Source organism: Planctellipticum variicoloris (assembly GCF_030622045.1).
Taxonomy (GTDB): Bacteria; Planctomycetota; Planctomycetia; order Planctomycetales; family Planctomycetaceae; genus Planctellipticum; species Planctellipticum variicoloris.
In genome coordinates, this window is sequence record NZ_CP130886.1 from 2,158,391 (window position 1) to 2,179,258 (window position 20,868).

11 protein-coding genes are annotated in these 20,868 nt (G+C 65.3%); all 11 read left to right on the plus strand.

Annotated features, from left to right (window positions below; translation table 11 throughout):
- Positions 1-52: 52 nt before the first annotated feature.
- Positions 53-964 carry a DUF58 domain-containing protein gene (locus SH412_RS08495; RefSeq protein WP_336523076.1) on the plus strand — a complete coding sequence of 304 codons (912 nt, stop codon included), beginning with the start codon at positions 53-55 and terminating at the stop codon, positions 962-964.
- Positions 961-2,946: a BatA domain-containing protein gene (locus SH412_RS08500; protein ID WP_336523077.1), complete on the plus strand. Its 1,986-nt coding sequence runs from the start codon at positions 961-963 to the stop codon at positions 2,944-2,946. Before SH412_RS08495 ends, SH412_RS08500 begins: the two co-directional genes overlap by 4 nt.
- Positions 2,943-5,159 carry a hypothetical protein gene (locus tag SH412_RS08505; protein WP_336523078.1) on the plus strand — a complete coding sequence of 739 codons (2,217 nt, stop codon included), beginning with the start codon at positions 2,943-2,945 and terminating at the stop codon, positions 5,157-5,159. Before SH412_RS08500 ends, SH412_RS08505 begins: the two co-directional genes overlap by 4 nt.
- 58 nt (positions 5,160-5,217) lie before the next feature.
- Positions 5,218-8,472: a hypothetical protein gene (locus SH412_RS08510; protein ID WP_336523079.1), complete on the plus strand. Its 3,255-nt coding sequence runs from the start codon at positions 5,218-5,220 to the stop codon at positions 8,470-8,472.
- A gap of 53 nt (positions 8,473-8,525) precedes the next feature.
- On the plus strand, positions 8,526-9,506 hold the full coding sequence (locus tag SH412_RS08515; RefSeq protein ID WP_336523080.1) for a hypothetical protein: 981 nt from the start codon (positions 8,526-8,528) through the stop codon (positions 9,504-9,506).
- A gap of 100 nt (positions 9,507-9,606) precedes the next feature.
- Positions 9,607-10,524: a hypothetical protein gene (locus SH412_RS08520; RefSeq protein ID WP_336523081.1), complete on the plus strand. Its 918-nt coding sequence runs from the start codon at positions 9,607-9,609 to the stop codon at positions 10,522-10,524.
- Between the two features lie 27 nt (positions 10,525-10,551).
- A complete protein-coding gene (locus SH412_RS08525; RefSeq protein WP_336523082.1) occupies positions 10,552-11,379 on the plus strand; it encodes a hypothetical protein in 828 nt (275 codons plus the stop codon).
- Between the two features lie 80 nt (positions 11,380-11,459).
- Positions 11,460-12,500 (plus strand): prenyltransferase/squalene oxidase repeat-containing protein, encoded by a 1,041-nt coding sequence (locus SH412_RS08530; RefSeq protein WP_419555794.1) that lies wholly within the window; start codon positions 11,460-11,462, stop codon positions 12,498-12,500.
- A gap of 62 nt (positions 12,501-12,562) precedes the next feature.
- Positions 12,563-15,367, plus strand: coding sequence for a TlpA family protein disulfide reductase (locus tag SH412_RS08535; RefSeq protein ID WP_336523084.1), 2,805 nt, complete (start codon positions 12,563-12,565; stop codon positions 15,365-15,367).
- A 329-nt stretch (positions 15,368-15,696) separates the two neighbouring features.
- Positions 15,697-19,479: a PQQ-binding-like beta-propeller repeat protein gene (locus SH412_RS08540; protein WP_336523085.1), complete on the plus strand. Its 3,783-nt coding sequence runs from the start codon at positions 15,697-15,699 to the stop codon at positions 19,477-19,479.
- Positions 19,480-19,550: 71 nt separating this feature from the next.
- Entirely contained in the window at positions 19,551-20,714 is a 1,164-nt protein-coding gene (locus SH412_RS08545) for a hypothetical protein (RefSeq protein ID WP_336523086.1), read from the plus strand.
- Positions 20,715-20,868: the final 154 nt, after the last annotated feature.

Consider the following 20,868-nt stretch of genomic DNA (forward strand, 5'->3'; position numbering starts at 1 on the left):
CACTTTTCACTTTCCGGAATCGTGTTCATTTCGTCGAGCAGCGGGAATTCCAATGTCTGCCGAGTCCGGGCCGCGGTCTTTTCTGGATGTTGGCGTTTTGTCGCGGCTGGCGGCGATGCCGCTGTTTGCGCGGCGGCCGATGCAGGGGAATGTTTCCGGGCGGCATGCGAGTCCGCATCGGGGGGCGAGCGTCGAGTTTGCCGAGTATCGGAAGTATGTGCCGGGGGACGATCTGCGGCGGCTGGACTGGCGGGCTTACGGGCGGTCGGACCGCTTCTATGTGAAGGAGTTCGAGGCCGATACGAATCTGCGTTGCTGCCTGGTGCTCGATACCAGCGGCTCGATGGGGTTCGGGTCGACGGGCGTGACGAAGATCGAATACGCCCGTCGGGTGGCGGGGACGCTGGCGTATCTGGCCAGCCAGCAGGGGGATGCCGTCGGTCTGGCGTGCGTGGCGGGCGGCGTGGTGCAGAATCTGCCGCCGAAGCGGAATGCGGCCCATCTGCGGCTGGCGCTGGACATTCTGGAGCGGACGCAGCCGAGGGGTGAGACGCAACTGGCGGCGGTGCTGCACGAACTGGCGGAGACGGTGCGGCAGAGGGCATTGATCGTGATTCTGTCGGATCTGTTTATCGAGCCGTCGATCTTGAGGAGTTCGTTTCAGCATCTGCGGTTCCGGCATCACGATGTGGCGGTGTTTCACCTGCTCGATCCGCAGGAGCTGGCGTTCAATTTCCGGCGGCCGATGCGGTTTCTGGATATGGAGGGGGGGGCCGCGATCTTCGCGGAGCCGAACGACATCGCCGACCGGTACGATCGGGCGCTGCAGCAATACCTGGTGGATTTGCGGCAGGTGATGCTGGAGTCGGGGGTGGACTATCAGCGGGTGAGCATCGACGAGAGTTACGAGCAGGTGCTGGCTCGATTTCTGGTGGGGCGTGCTCAGGCGAAGGGGTTGCGATGAGCTTTCTGCAACCGTGGCTGCTGCTCGGCCTGCCGCTCGTGGCGCTGCCGCTGATCATCCATCTGATCAATCAGCGCCGGTTCCAGACGATTCACTGGGCAGCGATGATGTTTCTGCTGGCGGCCCACCGGATGGCGCGGGGGTATTCGCGGCTGCGGCAGTGGCTGATCATGCTGTTCCGGATGCTGGCTATCGCCGGGCTGCTGTTTGCGGCGAGTCGACCGCTGGCGAGCGGCTGGCTGGGACTGGCGGCGGGGGGGAAAGCGGACACGACGATCATTCTGCTGGATCGATCTCCCAGCATGCAGGAGCGGAGCGCCGGGACCGGGGACTCGAAGCTGGAGACGGGGCGGAAACAGCTCGTGCAGACGCTGGAGACTCTGGGTTCGGGACGCTGGGTGCTGATCGAGAGCACGACGCGCGAGCCGCGCGAACTCGAGGCGCCGGCGGCGCTGCTGGATCTGCCCGAAGCGGGGCCGGCGAGCGCTCCGGCGGATCTGCCGCTGATGCTGCAGTCGGCTTACGACTACATTGCGGCCAATCGAGCCGGGCGGACGGAGGTCTGGATCTGTTCGGACCTGCGGGACAACGACTGGACGCCGGAGAGCGGGCGGTGGTCGACGTTGCGGGATGCATTTCTGGAGTTTCCGCAGGGGGTACGGTTCCATCTGCTGGCTTATCCGCAGACGGCCCCGACGAATGTGTCGATCCGCGTGACCGACGTGCGGCGGGAGATCACGCTGGAGGGGGCCGACCTGCTCGTTTCGCTTCGGCTGGCGCGGCAGGGGGGGGCCGGGGACGAGAAGACGACGGTGCCGGTGCAGTTTGAGATCGAAGGGGCCCGGTCGGTGGCGAGCTTCGAGCTGACGGGATCGTTGATCGAGTTCAAAGACCATCGGATTCCGCTGGATCGGACGCGGGAGCGGGGCTGGGGGCGGGTTTCGATTCCGGCGGATGCGAATCCGGCCGACGACGACTTCTACTTCGTCTTCGACAATCCGCCTCCGCGGCGGACCGTGGTGGTGGCCGACGATCCGCAGGCCGTGCATCCGCTGGAGCTGGCGGCGAGTATTGCGCCGGAACGGGGGATGGAGTGCACGGCGGAGGTTGTGGTGGAGGACCAGCTCTCGACAGTGGCGTGGGATCAGATTTCGCTGCTGTTGTGGCAGGCGCCGTTGCCGACGGGGGAGGCGGCCGAGCTGGTCCGGGCGTTTGTGGATCGGGGCGGCCAGGTGATCTTTCTGCCGACGCAGAACCCGGGCGAGGGGGAGTTGTTTGGCATGCGGTGGCAGACCTGGACGACGGGGCGCGAGCCGGTTCCGGTGGAGAACTGGCGGAGCGACGCCGATGTGCTGGCGCGGACACTGAGCGGGGCTGCGTTGCCGGTGGGGCAGCTTGAAATCCGTCAGTACTGCGGTCTGAGCGGAGAGTGTACGCCGCTGGCGACGCTTCAAGGGGGGGCGCCGCTGCTGGCTCGCGCGCCGACGCGTCGGGGGGCGGTTTACTTCTGGGCGACGACGCCGTCGGCCCGGGATTCGTCGCTGGCGACGGAGGGGGTGGTGCTTTACGCGTGCGTGCAGCGTGCGCTGGCTGCGGGCGCGGCGGTGATCGGCAAGGCGCGGCAGATCGACGCCGGGGGGGCGATTGAAGAGGGGACGACCGACTGGATCCGGTTGTCTGAGAATTCTGAGAGTCTGTCGACCGAGGCGGGGTTTCAGCGGGGGGCGTACAGCTCCCGCGATCGGCTGCTGGCGGTGAACCGACCGTCGGCGGAGGATGAGGGGCGGGTGCTGGCGGATGCGAGGGTGGGAACTTTGTTTCGCGGTCTGGAATTTGCGCGCGTGGATGGTCAGGCGGGCGATGCGAATTCGTTGATTCAGGAGATCTGGCGGATCTTTCTGCTGTCGATGCTGCTGGCGTTGCTGGTGGAAGCGGCGTTGTGTCTGCCGCGGATCGGTCGAACGGCGGGAGCTGCGGCATGAATACGGTCCGCTCGCTGACGTTTGTCTGGGCTCCCTGGTCGATCGTGGTGTCGGTCGTCGTGGTGGTGGCGGCGGCGGGGCTGTGCTTTGCGGCGTGGCGGCGGAGCGGGTATCGGCGGGACTATGGGCTGCTGGAGCTGCTGCGGCTGGCGATGGTCTGCCTGGTGGTTGTGCTGTTCAATCAGCCGGAGTGGATTGAGGAATATCGTCCGGAAGAGAAGCCGTCGATTGCGGTGCTGTGGGACGATTCGCCCAGCATGAAGACGCGGGACGTCAACAGCAGCGAAGGGGCGTCGACGACGTTTTTGACGCGTCGGGAGGCGCTTGCGAGGCTGACCGACAGCGCGTTCTGGGGGGATCTGCAGGAACGATTGACGGTGGTGATTCAGCCGTTTTCCGGCGTGGATGCGAAGGATTCGGCGGGTGCGGAGCGGGGGACGAATCTGCACGAGCCGCTGGCGACGGCGACGCAGCGATTCAAGAATCTGCGGGGCATCGTGCTGGCGTCGGACGGGGACTGGAACGCGGGGGAGCCGCCGGTGCTGGCGGCTGCGGCGCTGCGGTTGAAGAACATCCCGGTGTTTGCGGTGCCGGTCGGCAGTTCGTCGCGGCTGCCGGACATCGAGCTGCTGAGCCTCGATTCGCCGACGTTCGGGATTACGGGCAAGTCGGTCCGGATTCCGTTCACGATCGAGAGTACCTTGCCGCGGGAGCACGTGACGACGGTCACGTTGAAGACGTCGGATGGCGAGGAGATCACGAAGGAAGTGCGCGTGGCGGCGATGGGGCGGACGACGGACGCGGTCCTCTGGAAGCCGAAGGTTCCCGGGGATTACACGCTGACGCTGGATGTGCCGCGGCAGGGGGAAGAGCTGCTGACGGACAATAATACGCTGTCCGCGCCGATTGTGATTCGGGAAGAGAAGCTGCGGGTGCTGGTGGTCGAGTCGGCGCCGCGGTGGGAATACCGCTATCTGCGGAATGCGCTGTCGCGCGATCCGGGGGTGGAGGTGTCGTGCCTGCTGTTTCATCCGGGGCTGGCGAAGTCGGGGGGAGGGAGCAAGGACTATATCAAGCAGTTTCCGCAGGGGCTGGACGAACTGTCGAAGTTCGATGTCGTCTTTCTCGGCGACGTCGGGTTGGAGGACGGTCAACTGACGGCGGAGAACTGCCGGCTGCTGAAGGGACTGGTCGAGCATCAGGCGAGCGGGCTGGTGTTCATGCCCGGCTGGCAGGGGCGTCAGCTTTCGCTGCTGGAGACGGAGCTGGACGAGCTGTGTCCCGTGGTGCTCGATCCGGTGCAGCCGGGGGGCTGGGGCTCGCGAACGGCCAGCCATTTTGAGCTGACCGAGCTGGGGCGTCGGAGTCTGCTGACCCGCCTGGCGGACACGCAGGAGGACAACATCGAAGTCTGGGAGGATCTGCCGGGGTTTCAGTGGTATGCGCCGGTGGTCCGGGCCAAGGCGGGTTGCGACGTGCTGTGCGTCCATAAGGATGTCTCCAACGAATTCGGTCGGCTGCCGCTGCTGGCGACCCGGACGTACGGGGCGGGGAAGGTGCTGTTCATGGGGACGGACGGGGCCTGGCGCTGGAGGAAAGGGGTTGAGGACAAATACCACTATCGTTTCTGGGGACAGGTGGTACGCTGGATGGCCTATCAGCGGAACATGGCCAAAGGTGAGACGATGCGGATGTACTATTCGCCCGAGCAGCCGCAGGTCCGGCAGACGATTGCTCTGAGCGCCAACGTGATGGAACGGAGCGGCGAGCCGTTGCCGCGGGGCGAGGTGGCCGCGCGGATTGTCGCTCCTTCAGGGAAGGCGGAGACGGTTCGGTTTCATTCGTCGGGAGACGAGTGGGGGGCGTTTGCGGCCCGGTTCACCGCCGAAGAGCCCGGTCGTCACGATGTGACGCTGACCTGCAAGGAGACGGGGGCCAGCCTGGAGGCGTCGTTCTTCGTGCAGGGAGGGGCGGTCGAGCGGATGGGGCGGGCGGCGCGGCCGGAAGTTCTGGAAGAAATCGCGCGCGTCAGCCGGGGCGAGATGATTGGTCTGGACCGGCTGGAGCATGTGGTGCAGTCTCTGGCGGCGTTGCCGGAGCCGGCCCCTGCGGTCCGGCGGGTGCAGCTCTGGTGTCATCCGGTGGCGGCGTCGGTCCTGATTGGCATGCTGTGCGTTTTCTGGATCGGCCGGAAGATGGTCGGGTTGATCTGAACGCGGGTTGGAAGCGTCGCGGGAAATGCGGTCATTCGTGTTCGAGGAGCGAGCGAAAATGAGCGTCTCACGATCGAGTGCCGGGCTGGTGCTGCCGGAGTCCCTGCAGACTCAACTGCACGAGTTCCGCCGTCGCGTCTGGACGATCAAGTCCATCGAAGCGCTCTGCGGGGCGTTGTTTGGCGTGGTGCTGTCGTATCTGGTGGTGTTCGGGCTCGACCGGGTGCTCGACACGCCGGGGAGCGTGCGGACCGTGATCTTTGCGGCGGCGGCGATCGTCTGCGCGTGCGTGCCGGTGTTCCTGCATCGCTGGATCTGGCGGCAGCGGCGTCTGGAGCAGCTTGCCCGGTTGCTGAGCCGGCGGCATCCGAGCCTGGGGGACCAGATGCTCGGCATCATCGAGCTGGTCCGCAGCGAATCGGAGCAGGCTCGTTCGCGCGCGTTGTGCGAAGCGGCGATCGAGCAGGTGGCTCACGAGGCGGGTCGACGGGACTTTCGCGACGCGGTGCCCCATCCGCGACACCGGCTGTGGGCCGGGATGGCGGCGGTTCCGGTGGCGGTGGCGCTGACGCTGTTTGCCCTCTTTCCGACGGCCGCGGCGAACGCCTGGTCGCGGTTTCTGGCTCCGTGGCAGGCGATTCCCCGGTATACGTTTACGGCCATCGAGTCGCTGCCCGAGAGGGTGGTAGTTCCGCACGGCGAGCCCGTGTCGGTATCAGTCAAGCTGCTGGAAGGAACACGCTGGCGGCCGACGGTCGGGACGGCCCAGCTCGGGATGCAGTCGCCGGTCACCGCCGAGCTGCGAGATGGTCGCTATGAATTCGCACTGCCGGGACAGATCGATGCGGGATGGTTCCAGTTGCAGATTGGCGACGCCCGGCAGCGCGTGCGGATCGAACCGATGTTGCGTCCCGCGCTTTCGGCGATTGTGGCCGATGTGCGGCTGCCCGATTACCTGCAGCGACTGGAACCGGTCCGAAAGGACGCCCGCGGCGGGAGCCTGACGCTGGTTAACGGCAGCGTGGCGACGTTCAGCGTGACGGCCAATCGCAAGTTGTCGTCGGCGTCGATCGACGGGCAGGCTGCTGCGACGACGGGCGAGACTGTGACCAGTTCGCCGGTCCTGGTGGATGCGTCCCGCAAGCTGGCATTCGAGTGGCGGGACGAGTTCGGGCTGCAGGGGAAGGAACCGTTTACGGTGTCGATCACGGCCCGCGAAGACGAGTTGCCATCGTTGTCCTGCGAAGACCTGCCGCGGCAGCGCGTGGTTCTGGATTCCGAGACGTTGAATTTCACGGTGCGCGCGCAGGACGATTTCGGGATCAAGGTCGTGGGGATGGAGTGGGAGGCGCTGGACAAGTCGGCCACGTCGCAGCCCGCGCGCGGGGAACGGGTGCTTGCCGCGGGGGCATTCGACAAGGAACAGCTCGAACTGGCCGGCGCGTTCTGCGCGCAGACGCTCGAAATTGAGCCGCAGCCGCTGAATTTGCGGATTTATGTGGAGGACTACTTCCCGGGGCGGTCCCGGACGTATTCGCCGGCTTATACGCTGTATGTGCTGAGCGCGGATCAGCACGCGATCTGGCTGACGGAGCAGCTCAGCAAGTGGCATCGCCAGTCGCTGGAAGTGCGGGATCGGGAGATGCAGTTGCATCACACGAATCAGCAGCTCCGGCTGCTGTCGGATGAGGAACTGGATCAGCCCGAGAACCGGCAGCGGATCGAGGCGCAATCGGCGGCGGAGCGGGGCAACGGTCGACGCCTGACGGGGCTGGTGACGGGGGGCGAGGAACTGATCCGGCAGGCGATGCGGAATCCGGAGTTTGGCGTCGGCCATCTGGAGCAGTGGGCGGAGATGCTGCAGATCCTGAAAGATATTTCGGCCAATCGCATGCCGAACGTCGCCGATTTGTTGAAGCAGTCGTCGCAGGCTCCGTCCGTGGCGAACGGCACTCCGTCTAAGACCGGTCCGATGGCGGGGCAGGTTCAGGCGTCTCCGCCGGGGGCTGGAAAGTCGGCGGAGTCTCCGCCGAAGCCGGCGGTTCCGACGGTGGTCGACGCCGAGTCGTCGCAGCGGCCGGCCGACAAGGGGGATAAACCGGAGGAGCCGAGTCCGAGCAAGTCGAATCCGCGACTGACGCTGCCGGTGACGACGGTGGCGGGGGGCGGTTCGAAGCCGAAACCGCCGGCGCCGGCGGCCGAGAAGCTGGACGAGGCGATCAAGGCGCAGCAGGACCTGCTGGCGGAGTTCGACAAGATTGCCGAGGAGTTGAATAAGATTCTGGCGAATCTCGAGGGGAGCACGCTGGTGAAGCGGCTCAAGGCGGAATCGAGACGGCAGTCGGTCGTGGCGAACAGGATCAACGATCAGATCAGTCTGACATTCGGGGATCGCGGCAAGGCCGGCGGGCCTGCGAAGGAGTCGCTCGCCGAGCTTTCGAAGCAGGAGGCGCAGAGCAGTCAGACGGTGTCGATCATCATGGACGATATTCAGGCCTACTTCGATCGCCGGCGATTCCAGCGATTCAAGACGGTTCTCGACGAGATGCGGGAAGAAGACGCGGTGGGCAGTCTGCGGCAGCTTGGCGACGACCTGCGGGTCGAGACGGGGATTTCGATCGCCCAGGCGGAGTTCTGGTCCGACACGATGGATCGCTGGGCGGATAATCTGGTGGACCCGGCGTGCTGCGGCAAGTGTCCGGGGGGGAAGTCGAAGAGCAGCCTGCCCCCGTCGGTGGTGCTGGAGGCGATGCAGATTCTGGAAGCCGAAGTGAATCTGCGCGAGGAAACCCGCATCGCCGAGCAGGCGCGCGGGGCGCTGGCCGCCGACGAGTTCGGCCGGCGGGCGGGCAAGTTGTCGGAGGCTCAGAACGGTCTGACAGAACGTGTGGCGAAGCTGATCGTCCGGATCCGCGAATTGCCGGACGGGGACGCCGAGTTTGGCAAGGAACTGGCGCTGCTGGGTCAGGTCGAGCAGGTGATGGACGAAGCGACGGGGATTCTGGCGCGACCCGATACGGGTTCGCAGGCGATCGCCGCGGAGACCGAGGCGATCGAACTGCTGCTGCAGTCGAAGAAGATCAATCCCAAGGGGGGCGGCGGGGGTGGAGCGTCTCCGGGCGGCGGGGGCGGTGGATCAACGAATGATTCGGCGCTGGCGCTGGTCGGTTCGGGGATGAATGAGAAGGAAGTGCGCGAGGAGCGCGACGTCTCCCAGGTGACGGGGGAATCGGGGAGCACGCTGCCGGAAGAGTTCCGGGCGGGTCTCGACGAATATTTCAATCGGCTGGAACGGGACCGATCGGCTCAGTAGACCGGCGAGGTTGCTGGCGAGTTCACGCCGCGCGGGTGATTCGGGAGTGAGCGATGTTTGCACGAAACGCCTGTTCGATCGCTGTGGCGCTGGTCGTGGCCAGCGCGTCTGCCAGCGAAGTCCGGGGCGAGGAGCCTGCTCCACCGCGCGCCGCTCCGGTGGCGAAGGAGAAGGCGGCAGCGGCTGCCGAAGCCGGCGCGAAGCCGGGGGCAGCGGCGCCGGTCGAGAAAGCTGCCGACAAGAAGGCCGCGGCCAGGCCGCGTGCCGAGGGAGTCGGGGTCGACGTGGAGCCGTTTGCTGCGCCGATTCTGCGGGTGCTGGTGGGGAATCTGAATCGGGCCCGACCGGCTCCGGCGGCGGTGGCTGTCAATGACGCGGTCGCGCAGCAGTACATCGCTCAGTTGCGTCCGATTCTGCTGGCGGAGCTGACATTCGTGCGGCAGATGTGCGAGTTGGCGCCGGAGCAGCGACCGGCGATCCGGGATGCCGGTGAAGCGGCGTTGAAAGACGCTGCCCGGGCGATGGCAAACCAGCAGCAACCGCAGGTCCGCGTGTTCGGAGCCTCAACGACATCCAAAGAGCCGCGAGTAATTATTCGCAGGGCGATCGAGAAGGCGGTGCTGGCGACTCTTGGCGAAGTTCAGAGGACGGAGTTTCTGGAGGAATCGGAACGACGCGAGAAGTTTCGCCAGCGCGCCGCCATTCGTTACGTGGTGTCGCGTCTGGACAGCACGCTGTTTCTGACGGAACCGCAGCGCGACGAGATTGCCAGGACGCTGACTGAAAAGTGGCAGGACGACTGGGACAACTGGCTGATGCTGCCCATTTATGGCGATCGATATTTTCCGTCGATTCCCGATCAGTATGTGGTTGGGCCGTTGAACCCGGAGCAGGTTTCGGTCTGGCGGGGATTGCAGAAGATTTCGCTGCGCGGGACGTCGTTCAACAACGGCGTGGCGGCGGAAGACGACGGCTGGTGGGGCGGCGGGCCGCTGGGCGGCCAGGAGGGGGCGGCGGTGCTCTTTGCCGAATAGCGCGGGCGGGGCACCGGCAAACGGCGGCGCCGCAATCCGGTCGAGAGTCGAGCAGGTCATGATGCGTTTGATCCGGTTCAGCAAAGTTGGGATCGGCAGTATGCGATCGAAATGGCGGGCGGCCTGGAAATTTGCCGGTGCATCAGCGCTGGCGCTGACGGTCGGCGGACTCGGGGCGGCGCCCGACGATCGGGTGGAGGCTCCTCGCGCGGAGCAGGCAGCAGCGGCGGCTCAGGTCCAGTTCAATATCGCGCCGGAGAATTTCGACCAGTGGGTGTTTCCCGGGGTCCGGAACGCCTCGGGCGCGAAAGAAAGGCTGCAGTCTCAGGTGAAGCTGCAGCTCGACGAGCTGACCCGCCATTGCGGGTTGACGCCGTTGCAGCAGAAAAAGCTGCTGCTGGCGGCCAGCGGGGATACGCAGCGGTTTCTTGAGGAGGTGGAAGTCGTCCGCAAGAAGTTCCTCGAAGTCCGACAGGATCAGAACGGATTTAATGCGATCTGGCAGGAGATTCAGCCGTTGCAGATGAAGCAGGCGGCGGGGTTGTACGGGGCGTCGTCAATCTTCGGAAAGACGCTGCAGAAGACGCTGGCTCCGGAGCAGATCCGGGAGCTCCGGATGATCGAGGATGAGCGGCGTCAGTTTCGCTATCGGGCGTCGATCGATCTGTCGTTGTTGACGATTGAGAACGCCGTCCCGTTCCGGCACGCGCAGCGGGAGCGGTTGATCGAGCTGCTCGTCGATCGGACGGAGCCTCCGCAGGTTTTCGGGCAGTACGATCACTACGTAGTGCTGTTGCGGCTGTCGCAACTGCCGGAGGATGCGGTCAAGCCGCTGCTGGACGAACGCCAGTGGAAGCTGCTGCAGGCCCAGTTTGCTCAGGCGCGCGGACTGGAACAGTTCCTGGTTCAGAACGGCGTGCTCGACCGGGACCGGGTCAAGGCCCTCCGGCCAAGTTCAACGCAGAATGAACATGCGCCGGCTGACGCATCGCGCGCCGCCAATCATCGGTCGAATTGAGAGCAACAGGCGAGGAGGGAGCCGGCTTTGAAAACGATGTGGTCCACAGCCGGAACGCTTCCGCTGCTGGCGGGAATGATCCTCGTCGTTCCGGCCGGCGGCGTCGCCGAGGACGACGTGACGGACGAGGGGGGGACTGCCGTCGAGGTTGTCAGACGGGCGCCTCGACTGGACGAGGACCTGTTCGAGCTGTGGGTGTTCGGGGGCAATGCGAATCGGTTTCGGCAGGCGATCGTCGAACAGCTCGAGACGGCGGTGGAGACTCTGGACTGGAAATACGGTCTCTCGACAGCGGAGAGAGAGAAGCTCGCGCTGGCCGGCCGTGCCGACATTCGGAGGTTCTTTGAGCAGGTTGAGGTTCTGCGGCGGGAGTACCGGGAGACGCGGGGCGATCACCGGCAGCTTCTTGTCGTCCATCGGAAATCCGTGGCGCTGCGGCTTGACGCCGCCGATCGACTGTTTGACGCGCGATCGTTCTTTGCGAAAGTCGCCAGCGCTACGTTGAAGAATGCCGCTTCGAACCGCGCGTCGGCGCGTCGGCAGCGGCAGTTGCGGTCTGCCGCAGAGCGGGCCATTGTCCCGCTGGAAAGCATCGCGTCCTTGCGGCCAGAGCAGAGTGAAGCGCTGGTCGAACTGCTGCTGGCCGAAGAACCGCCGATCAATGTCGGCGGCGACGACGACGTGCTGATGAAGTACCGGTTGACGGAGTTTTCCGAGGAACAAATGAGACCGCTGTTCGACGAGGCTCAGTGGCCGCGGGTGCAAGCGGTTCTGAATGTGTTTCATAATTATCGCGCGGGGCTTGAGGCCCGGGGGCTGATCGACGGGCGGACCGGTCGATTGCGAACGGACTGAAACGGTCTTCGGGTTGACGGGTGCAACCGGGCGCGGGGAGTGAAGGAATGCGAATGAGCATGGACAAGGCCGATGTTCGAATGAGCGTTGGCGTGGCGGGCTTTGCCGGTCTGTTGCTGCTGGTCACGGCTTTGCCGGCGGCGGCTCAACCGCCGGCCGTTCGCGTCGGCGAAGTCGTGCCGCGCGATGTGCGCGAGATTTACGACCGGGGGCTGCAGTATCTCGCCAGTTCGCAGAGCGAGGCGGGCAACTGGAACGGGGGAGGGGATAACGGCCCCGGCGTTACGGGCATGGCGCTGATGGTATTTCTGGCGTCGGGAGAAGATCCAAACTTCGGCCTGTACAGTAACAACATCCGCCGTGCGCTGCGGAGCATGATCTCCCAGCAGAATGCCTCGACGGGTTACCTCGGCGGGAGCATGTATCATCACGGCTTTGCGATGCTGGGGCTGGCCGAGGCGTACGGCACGGTCGACGACCGGCATCTGTGGGAGGGGGCGGAGCCGAACCGCCGGTCGATCGGGCAGGCGCTGGAGCTGGCGGTCCGGGGGGCGATCACGTCGCAGAAGAAGAACTCCTATGGCGGGTGGCGCTATTCGCCGGACGGGAGCGACGCGGATACGTCGGTGAGCGGCGCGGTGCTGGTCGGGCTGCTGGCGGCCCGCAACGCCGGGATTGAGGTTCCGGATGAGGCGATCGACCGGGCGATCAATTATTTCGCCAAGATGACTTCCGATTCCGGGCAGGTGGCTTATGCGGGCGGTCTGGGCGGGTTCAACGAGTCGATCGCCCGGATCTCGATCGGGACGCTGGTCTATGCCATCGCGCGGCGCAAGGATCTGCCGCAATTCAAAGCGACGCTCGGCTACCTGACGCAGCGGCTGGACAATTCGGGCCAGCAGCATTACCTCGAATACACGCGGTATTACCAGTCGCAGGCGCTGTTCCAGGGCGATGTCGAGGCCTGGGAGAAGTGGAATAAGCTGCTGGTCCGGCAGCTCAAGCAGACGCAGCTCGCCGACGGCAGCTTTCCGGGGCAGCATGGTCCGACTGTCGGAACGTCGATGTCGCTGCTGGCGCTGGCGTTGAACTACCGCTTCCTGCCGATCTACGAACGCTGAAAGTTTCCGCCCGCGGGCGGGATGCTCGCACGTCCCGGGTTGAGTTTTCACGGAGTCTTGTCGTGGTGCATGATCCCTTTGCTCGAATGCTCCGCGTCGCGGGCTGGCTGGCCGGACTGGCGGCGGGCGTCGGTTTCGCCGGTCCGATGGCTGCCGCGGAACCGCCGTCCGGCTCTCGAACGGCGGTCGTCCATCTGGCGGATGGAGACTTCGCGCGGGGGGAGCCGGTGGATTCTGCGGCGGGTGACAGTCTGCACTGGCGGTCGCCGGGCTTTGTGAAGCCGTTTCAGTTCGATATTGACGCCGTCCGTTCCGTGCAGTTTCCGGTTCCGGAGAAGTTGCCGCAGCCTGTCGGGGCGTATCGCTTCGAACTGGCGGGGGGAGACGTGCTGTTCGGTTCGCTCGTCAGTCTGGCGGGTGACTCGGCGGAGCTGGACGTGAGCGGGCTGGGTCGACTGCACGTCGATCGGTCGATTCTGCGGCGGATGTCGCGCTGGAACGGGGGGACCGATGTGGTGTTCTTCGGACCGAACGGTCTGGAGGGCTGGCAGGTGGGGGATCCGGGGCGTCCGTGGCGGGAAGACGCCGGGCATCTGGTTACGGATCAGGAGGGGGCGTCGATTCGTCGGAACCTGGGGATTCCTGCGCAGGCCCGGATTGAGTTCGAGCTGTCCTGGACCGGCAAGGCGGATTTCGCGCTGAGCCTTGGAGCCGGGGCGAAAGACGCGGTCAGCGGGTATCGGATTGAGGTCTGGGAGGAGCAGCTTGTGGCGTTGCGAGAGACTGCGCAGGAAGCGGATCTGGCGTCGCTGCAGGAGGTTCAGGGCGGGAAAGGGCGCGTGCACTTGCAGGCGTTTCTGGATCAGGTGCAGGGACGGATGCTGGTCTATTCCTCCAGCGGGCAGCAACTGGCCAATTTGTCGATTCTGCCGGCGAAGGCCGATGTTTCGGGCGGCATGCAGCTTCTCTGCCGGGGGGGCGAACTCCGGCTCGAACGGTTGTTCGTGGGGCGCTGGAACGGCGAGATTCCTCGGGTGGTTGAGGCGGACAAGTCGCGGATTCACCGGACCGACGGCGCCATCCGGTACGGGCAGATTCAGTCGTACGATGCGTCCCGGCGCGAGATCGTGGTCGAGACTGGCGATGAGTCCGAGACCATTTCCGAGGATCTGCTGCAGGATCTGTTCTTCTCGCAGTCGGCCGAGGCGCCGCCACGGTCGTTCCGGGCGGTGCATCTGTCGGGAGTGCGGATCAGCGGCGATTTGCAGAAGATCGAGGGGGATCGCGTCTGGCTGCTCTGCCCGGGAGTGCGAGATCCACTTCCGTGCTCGCTCGCCGACCTGCATTCTCTGGTCAGTCACCCGTTGCGGGCGACGAGCGGGCGGAGTTCCGCCAGGGAGCCAACGGCCGAGACGGGGCGGGCCGGTCGACTGGAACTGCACGGGACAACGCTGCACGGCCACTTGATCGACGGGAGCGAAGGCGGGTCGGGTTGCCTGGTGTGGCAGGCGGCGCATAGCGGCGTGCCCAGTCCGCTGGAACGGGGGGCGGCCGCCCGAGTGATTTATCGGGACCGGAAGCCGGTCGTGCAGACGCCTGCTCCGGCCGCGCCGCAAACGGTGGTGCGGGTTCAACAGGCGCGACCGGCCGGACTACTGGGCCTGTTTCTGGGAGGGGCGGTGAGTCCGCCGAGCGCGCGGCCGGCGGCGCCGGTCGCGCGGAATCTGCCGACGACGGGTTCGATTCTGCATCTGAGAACTGGAGATACGCTGCCCTGCACGGTGAAGTCGATCAGCGAAGAGGGGGTGACGTTCGAGAGCGATCTCTCCGAGGCCACTTTTGCGCGGCACGATCAGATCAAGGCGCTGGAGCTGCAGCCCAAGGCGGCGCCGGTCACGATTGCAAAACTGAAGATGGAACGTCTGCTCGTGCTGCCGCGGATGCAGCGGGAGAACGCTCCGACGCAGCTACTGCGCTCGCTGGACGGCGACTATCTGCGGGGGCGGCTGCTGTCGATGAACGAGAAAGAGATCGTGCTGGAGGTGCGGCTCGAAGAACGGGCGGTACCGCGGGATCGGATCGCGCGGATCATCTGGCTGCATCCTGACGAGATCGCATCGACGGAGAAGCTGGCGGCGGATGCCGCACCGGAGTCGGTTACGCGGGTGCAGGCGATTCCGAACGACGGAAATCGTCTGACATTCGTCGCCGAGCGGGTGGAAGGGGGGCTGCTTTCGGGGAGGAGCGAGCTGCTGGGAAGTTGCCGGGTCGATCTGAAAACGATCGACGAACTGCTGGTCGGTCCGGCGATCGAAGAGGCGGCGGTGGGGCTGGCGTTCCAGCAGTGGCGGCTGACGGCTGCGCAGGATCCTCTGGAGGCGCCTGAAGGGGGGGGGAGCGACAGCGAGGGGCTGGAGTCGGCGCTGGTTGGCAAGCCGGCCCCCGACATCGAGCTCGACATGCTCGACGGGTCGAAGTTCCGCCTGGAAAGCCGGCGGAATAAGATCGTCGTCCTGGACTTCTGGGCGTCGTGGTGCGGGCCGTGTCTGCAGGCGATGCCGCAGGTGGAGAGCGTGGTCCGGGAGTTTGCGAATCGCGATGTGGAGCTGGTGACGATTAACCTGGAGGAAACCGCCGACCGGGTGAAGCCGGTGCTCGAACGGCTGAAGCTGGACGTTGCGGTGGCCTTTGACCGGGATGGTCGCGTCGCCGAGCGCTACGGAGCGACTTCGATTCCGCAAACGGTGATCGTCGATCGCGATGGCAAGGTGGCTCGGCTGTTCGTGGGTGGGGGGGCAAGATTTGACGAACAGCTTCGCGCCGCCCTGGAGAGCGTTCTGGCGCCTCCGAGCGAACCCGACAAGTAGCGAGAGCGTTCCGGATCTTTCACAGATCGCGGTGGTCGGAGGGATGCCGATCGCGGGTGCGGAACTGGCTGGCTAACGACTCGGGAAGCGGCCCCTTGCGGTATTCTTCACGGCGAATTCACTGACGGCGGGTGCGCGGTCTGGGGTACAAGCGTAGCCGCGGTTCCGCGCTCCGGATATCGTCAGGGATCTGCGCCGGCTGTTGCGGCGGCGGAAGAATGCAATTCGCAAGGACAGGTCTGGCCATGATTCTCCGGGCAATTCGTTTCCTGAGTCTGATATGTTTTGTAATGGCTGCGGGGATGGCGGCTAATGCCGCGGACTGGCCGATGTGGCGGTGCGATGCTGCGCGGAGCGCTGTGTCTTCGGAACAGCTTCCGGCCGAGCTGAAGCTCTTGTGGTCGCGGGAGTTCTCGCCGCGCAAGCAGGCGTGGGATGACGCGCTCAATCTCGACCTGATGACCTATGACCGCGTTTTCGAGCCGGTGGTCATGGGGGGGCGGCTGTTTCTGGGTTTCAACGACCGGGACAAGCTGGCGGCGTATGACGTCGAAACGGGCAGGGAGCTCTGGTCCTATTTTGCCTCCGGGCCGGTCCGCCTTCCCCCGGTCGCCTGGAAAGACCGGGTTTTCTTTGCGAGCGATGACGGGCATCTTTATTGCCTGAATGCGGCGGATGGGACGCTGTTGTGGAGTTTTCGGGGCGGACCGAGTTCGCGGCAGATGCTGGGGAACCAGCGGCTGGTCTCGGCGTGGCCGATGCGCGGCGGGCCCGTGATTCGCGATGGAAAGGTGTATGTCGCCGCCAGCATCTGGCCCTTCATGGGGACGTTCGTCTATGCGCTGGATGCCGAGACGGGATCGGTCGTCTGGGTCAATGATGAGACCGGCTCGCAGTACATCAAGCAGCCGCACAGCGCTCCGTCGTTCGCCGGCGTGGCGCCGCAGGGGGCGCTGGTTGCTACGGACGACGTTTTGCTGGTCCCGGGCGGACGGTCGGTTCCGGCGGCCTTTGATCGCCACACCGGGAAGCTGCTGTATTTCGAACTGAATGCGGGAGGGAAGGGGACGGGCGGTTCGTTTGTCGCCGCGAATGAAGAGTCCTGGTTCGTCCATACCCGCGGGAAGGGGACGCGGGAGTTTTCGCTGAAGACGGGCGTCAAGACGGCGTTTCTCCCCGATGAACCGGTGCTGGCCGGCGATCGGATTTATGCGTCGCAGACGGATCAGGATCGGCCGGTGATCCGCGGCTTTGACAGCCGCAGCAAAGAGGTACTGTGGGAACTACCGGTGGATGGTCGGGGGGACTTGATCCTGGCCGGGGATACGCTTTATGCGGCAGGGAAGCCAGCGACCGACGCGGGAGGCGCTCAGGGACAGAGTCTGCTGACGGCGATCCGCCTGCCGGCCGACGGCCAGCCGGCGGTCGTACAGCGCATCTGGACGGTATCGGGGACGGTCGAGCGGCTGGTGGCGGCGAACGGCAAGCTGCTGGCGGTCACGCTGGAGGGGCGCGTACTGGCGTACGGAGCCGGGGAGACAGCGTCTGAACGCCGGCTGGCGGAATCGGTCACACCACTTGAACCGGAGGCCGCGGCCGCCCGGACTGCCGTTCGACTGCTGCAGGCTGGGGCCGCGGAGGGTTACTCGGTGTGGCTGGGGGCCGCCAATGAATCCCTCGTGACCGCGATGGCTGCGACGTCGCCCTTTGTGGAGTTGACGATTGTTGACGAGGATCGGGACCGCGTCGGCCGGCTGCAGCGTGTGCTGGATGGTGCGGGGCTGTATGGCCGCGTCACCGTTCGACAGACGCCGCGGTCGGAATTCCTGCCGCCGCCGTATCTGGCGAACATGCTGTTTGTCGGCGTCGAGCAGACATCAGCCGTGCTCAGTGAGGGGAGCCTGCTGGCCCGATTGTACGACTCCGTGCGACCGTATGGGGGAGTGCTGTACCTGCTGACGGCCCCGGACGAGATTGAGCGGGTTCGCGGAGAGATCGTCGGTCGAGAACTGGAACAGGCGGAAGTGGAGTCGACGGAGTTTGGAGTTGTCGTCCGCCGGGTGGGGGCGCTGCCGGGGGCCGGAGTCTGGACGCACCAGCACGGGGATATCGCCAATACGATCAAGTCGAACGACGAGCGGGTGAAGTTGCCGCTGGGGGTGCTGTGGTTCGGGGGGGTGAGCCATGACGACATCCTGCCGAGGCACGGTCATGGTCCGCCGGAACAAGTCGTCGGCGGGCGGCTGATTATCCAGGGGATGAATTCATTGACGGCGCGGGATGTGTACACGGGGCGCGTGCTCTGGAAGCGGGAGTTTGCGGATCTGGGGACTTTCGACGTCTACTTTGACGCGACTTACAAAGAGACGCCGCTCGACCCCGCGTACAACCAGGTGCATATTCCTGGAGCGAACGCGCGAGGTACGAACTACGTGGCGACCTCCGACCGCGTCTACCTGATCGAAGGGGCCGTCTGCCATGTGCTCGACGCCGCCACGGGTCGGACGCTGACTGACATTGCATTGCCGCAGGAGGATCCGGCCCAACCGAAGGAGTGGGGTTATCTCGGGGTCTACGGGGACGTGCTGATTGGCGGGGTGGGCTTTGCGCGATATCGCAGCCGGCACGATCTGGAATCCGAGGTCGATGCGGGGTTGAGTCCCAAGCGTGCGGCCTTCGGGGCTAAGAGCCTCGACCGGGCGGCGAGCCTGGCGCTCGTCGGTTTCGATCGGCACACCGGCGAACAGCTCTGGAAAGTCGACGCCCGGCACAGTTTCTGGCACAACGGAATTGTCGCCGGAAGCGGACTGGTCTATGCCCTCGACCGGAATCCGAAGCCTGTGGAGGACTTTCTGCGCCGTCGGGGCAAATCCAATCCGGAGACGTATCGGATTCTGGCGCTCGATTCCCGGACCGGTGAGCAGGCGTGGGAGTTGCCGGGGCAGGTGTTCGGGACGTGGCTGGGGTATTCGGAGAAGCATGACCTGCTGCTGCAGGCGGGGGCGGCGGCGAGCGATCGGCTGTCGTCAGAAGTGGGGCAGGGGATGGCGGTCTACCGCGGCAAGACGGGGGCTCAGGTCTGGAAGAAGGACGATCTGAAGTACTCGGGGCCGTGCGTGCTGCACAACGATCTGATCATCACCAACGCCAATTCGAATTCCGAGTCCGCGGGGGCTTTCTACCTGACGGATGGTTCGCAGAAGCTCGTCGAGAATGCGCTGACCGGCGAGCTGCAGCCGTGGAAGATCACGCGGGCTTACGGCTGCAACAGCATCATCGCCAGCGAGAACCTGCTGACCTTCCGATCGGGAGCGGCGGGCTTCTACGATCTGCTGACTGAAGGGGGGACCGGGAATTTCGGCGGCTTCAAGTCGGGCTGCACGTCGAATCTGGTCGTCGCGGACGGCGTGCTGAATGCGCCGGACTACACGCGGACTTGCAGTTGCGCTTACCAGAATCAGACTTCGCTGGCGCTGGTGCATATGCCCGAGATGGATGCCTGGACCATCAGCAATTTCGGGGTGTCCGATTCGTCGAGAAGACGCCTGCGGCAACTGGGGGTCAATTTCGGTGCGCCGGGCGACCGGCGCGATCCGCAGGGCCTCATGTGGCTGGAGTACCCCGCCGTGGCCGGGGATGGGCCGAATCTCGACCTGACGATGACGGGAGAACCGCGGTACTTTCAGGACCATTCGACTTCGAGGCCTGACGCCGCACTGCCGTGGGTGGCGTCGTCGGGCGTCGAGGGACTGACGGGCCTGCGGTTGCAGTTGAAGGTGTTGCCGGCCCCGGATTCGAAATCGGATCGTCCTGCCAGTGCGATCGCTCCAGTCAGCGTACCGGCGGTTGCATCGCCAGCGCCGTCGGAACCGTATCGCGTGCGGCTGCATTTCGGGATTCCGAGGGATTCGGTCGGCGAGGAACGGGTGTTTGACGTGGCCGTGCAGGGGGAGGCCATAGTCGAGACCATCAGGCTGGGCGGCGACTCCGGAGCGACCGCAGTACACACCATCGAACGGGTGCTGCTGGGGGACGCGATTGAGATTGCGTTCACGCCGCGAACAGGTCGTGCGGTGCTCTCCGGGATCGAACTGCAGCGTCTGGCGGAGTAAAATGAGGGCTGCCTTTTCTCGAACTGGCGATCGCCAAATCGAGGAGCCCGCCTGGAAGGTCTGAACTACCGATGATGAATTTGTCTTTCCGCCCGGTCCGCATGCTGCTGACGGTCCTGCTGGCGTTTGCTCTGGTTGCTGGTCCTGTGGGGTCGTCCGCCGAGGCCTGCAACGTACCGGTTTTTCGCTATGCCCTGGAGCACTGGCGTCCGGATCCGTATCGGGGCGTGCTGTTTCATCGCGGTCCGTTGTCCGCTGCCGACCAGGAACAACTGGAGAAGCTGCAGGCTGCGGCCGGAGATTCCAAGGTCAATCTGACGCTCCGGACGGTGGATCTCGACGGCTCTCCGGATGCTGCTGATCGGGAGCTGTTGCCGGCTGCCGACGCGCCGGATTTGCCGCGACTGGTGATTCAGTACCCGGCGCATCTGCGGGTCGACAAGCCGGTCTGGGCCGGTCCGCTCGGTGATACGGAGCTGGCGGCGCTGCTCGACTCTCCGTTGCGGCGGGAAGTTCTGAAGCGACTGACGTCCGGGCAGACTGCGGTCTGGCTGATGGTCGACAGCGGCGACGCCGGGCAGGATGACGCGGCGGCGGCGACGCTCGAACAGGAGTTAAAGGGGCTCCAGACGACGCTGAAGCTGCCGGAACTGACCGATTCACCCGAGGATGTGATTCAGGACGGACCTCCGCTGCGCGTGGAGTTTTCTCTGATGAGAGTTCGTCGGGACGATCCGGCGGAGCAGGCGCTCGTGGCGATGCTGACGGGCTGCGAAGAGGATCTTGCGGGGCTGGACGAGCCGCTGGTCTTTCCGCTGTTCGGCCGCAGCCGGGCGATGTTGCCGCTGGTGGGGGGCGGAATTTCGGCGGACAACATCCGGGGATCGGCAAAGTTCCTCGCCGGGGCCTGTTCGTGCCAGGTCAAAGAGCTGAATCCCGGCTTCGACCTGCTGATCACGGCGGACTGGAATGCGCTGCTTTCATGGGCGAAGTCGCCCGCGTTTGCATCGGGAGAGTCGTTGACTGCAGAGCCGGAACTGGTGCCGATTCCGAGCGGAACGAAGTCTGCGCCCTCGAAGGTGGTCGTGACGGAGGCGGTCAAAGTCCTTCCTGAGGTTGAGATTCACGCCGAGTCCGATGCGCCTGCCCAATCGGATTCGTTGCTGCCGATTCTGGCAGGTGTCGTCCTGCTCGGGCTGGTGGCGTCTGTGCTGGTTCGGCGGCGGCGATCATAAGATCGCTGGCGGAAACCTTCCGCCGTCCCTCCGGGACGGTGCGTGGAGCCGCCCCCGTCTTCCACGGGTTGCGCTGCGCCCGCTGTCGCGGTCTGCGCTTCACCCGTGGCTACAGCCCGACGCCCCTTGCGGGGCTGATAGTGCGTTGAGGAAA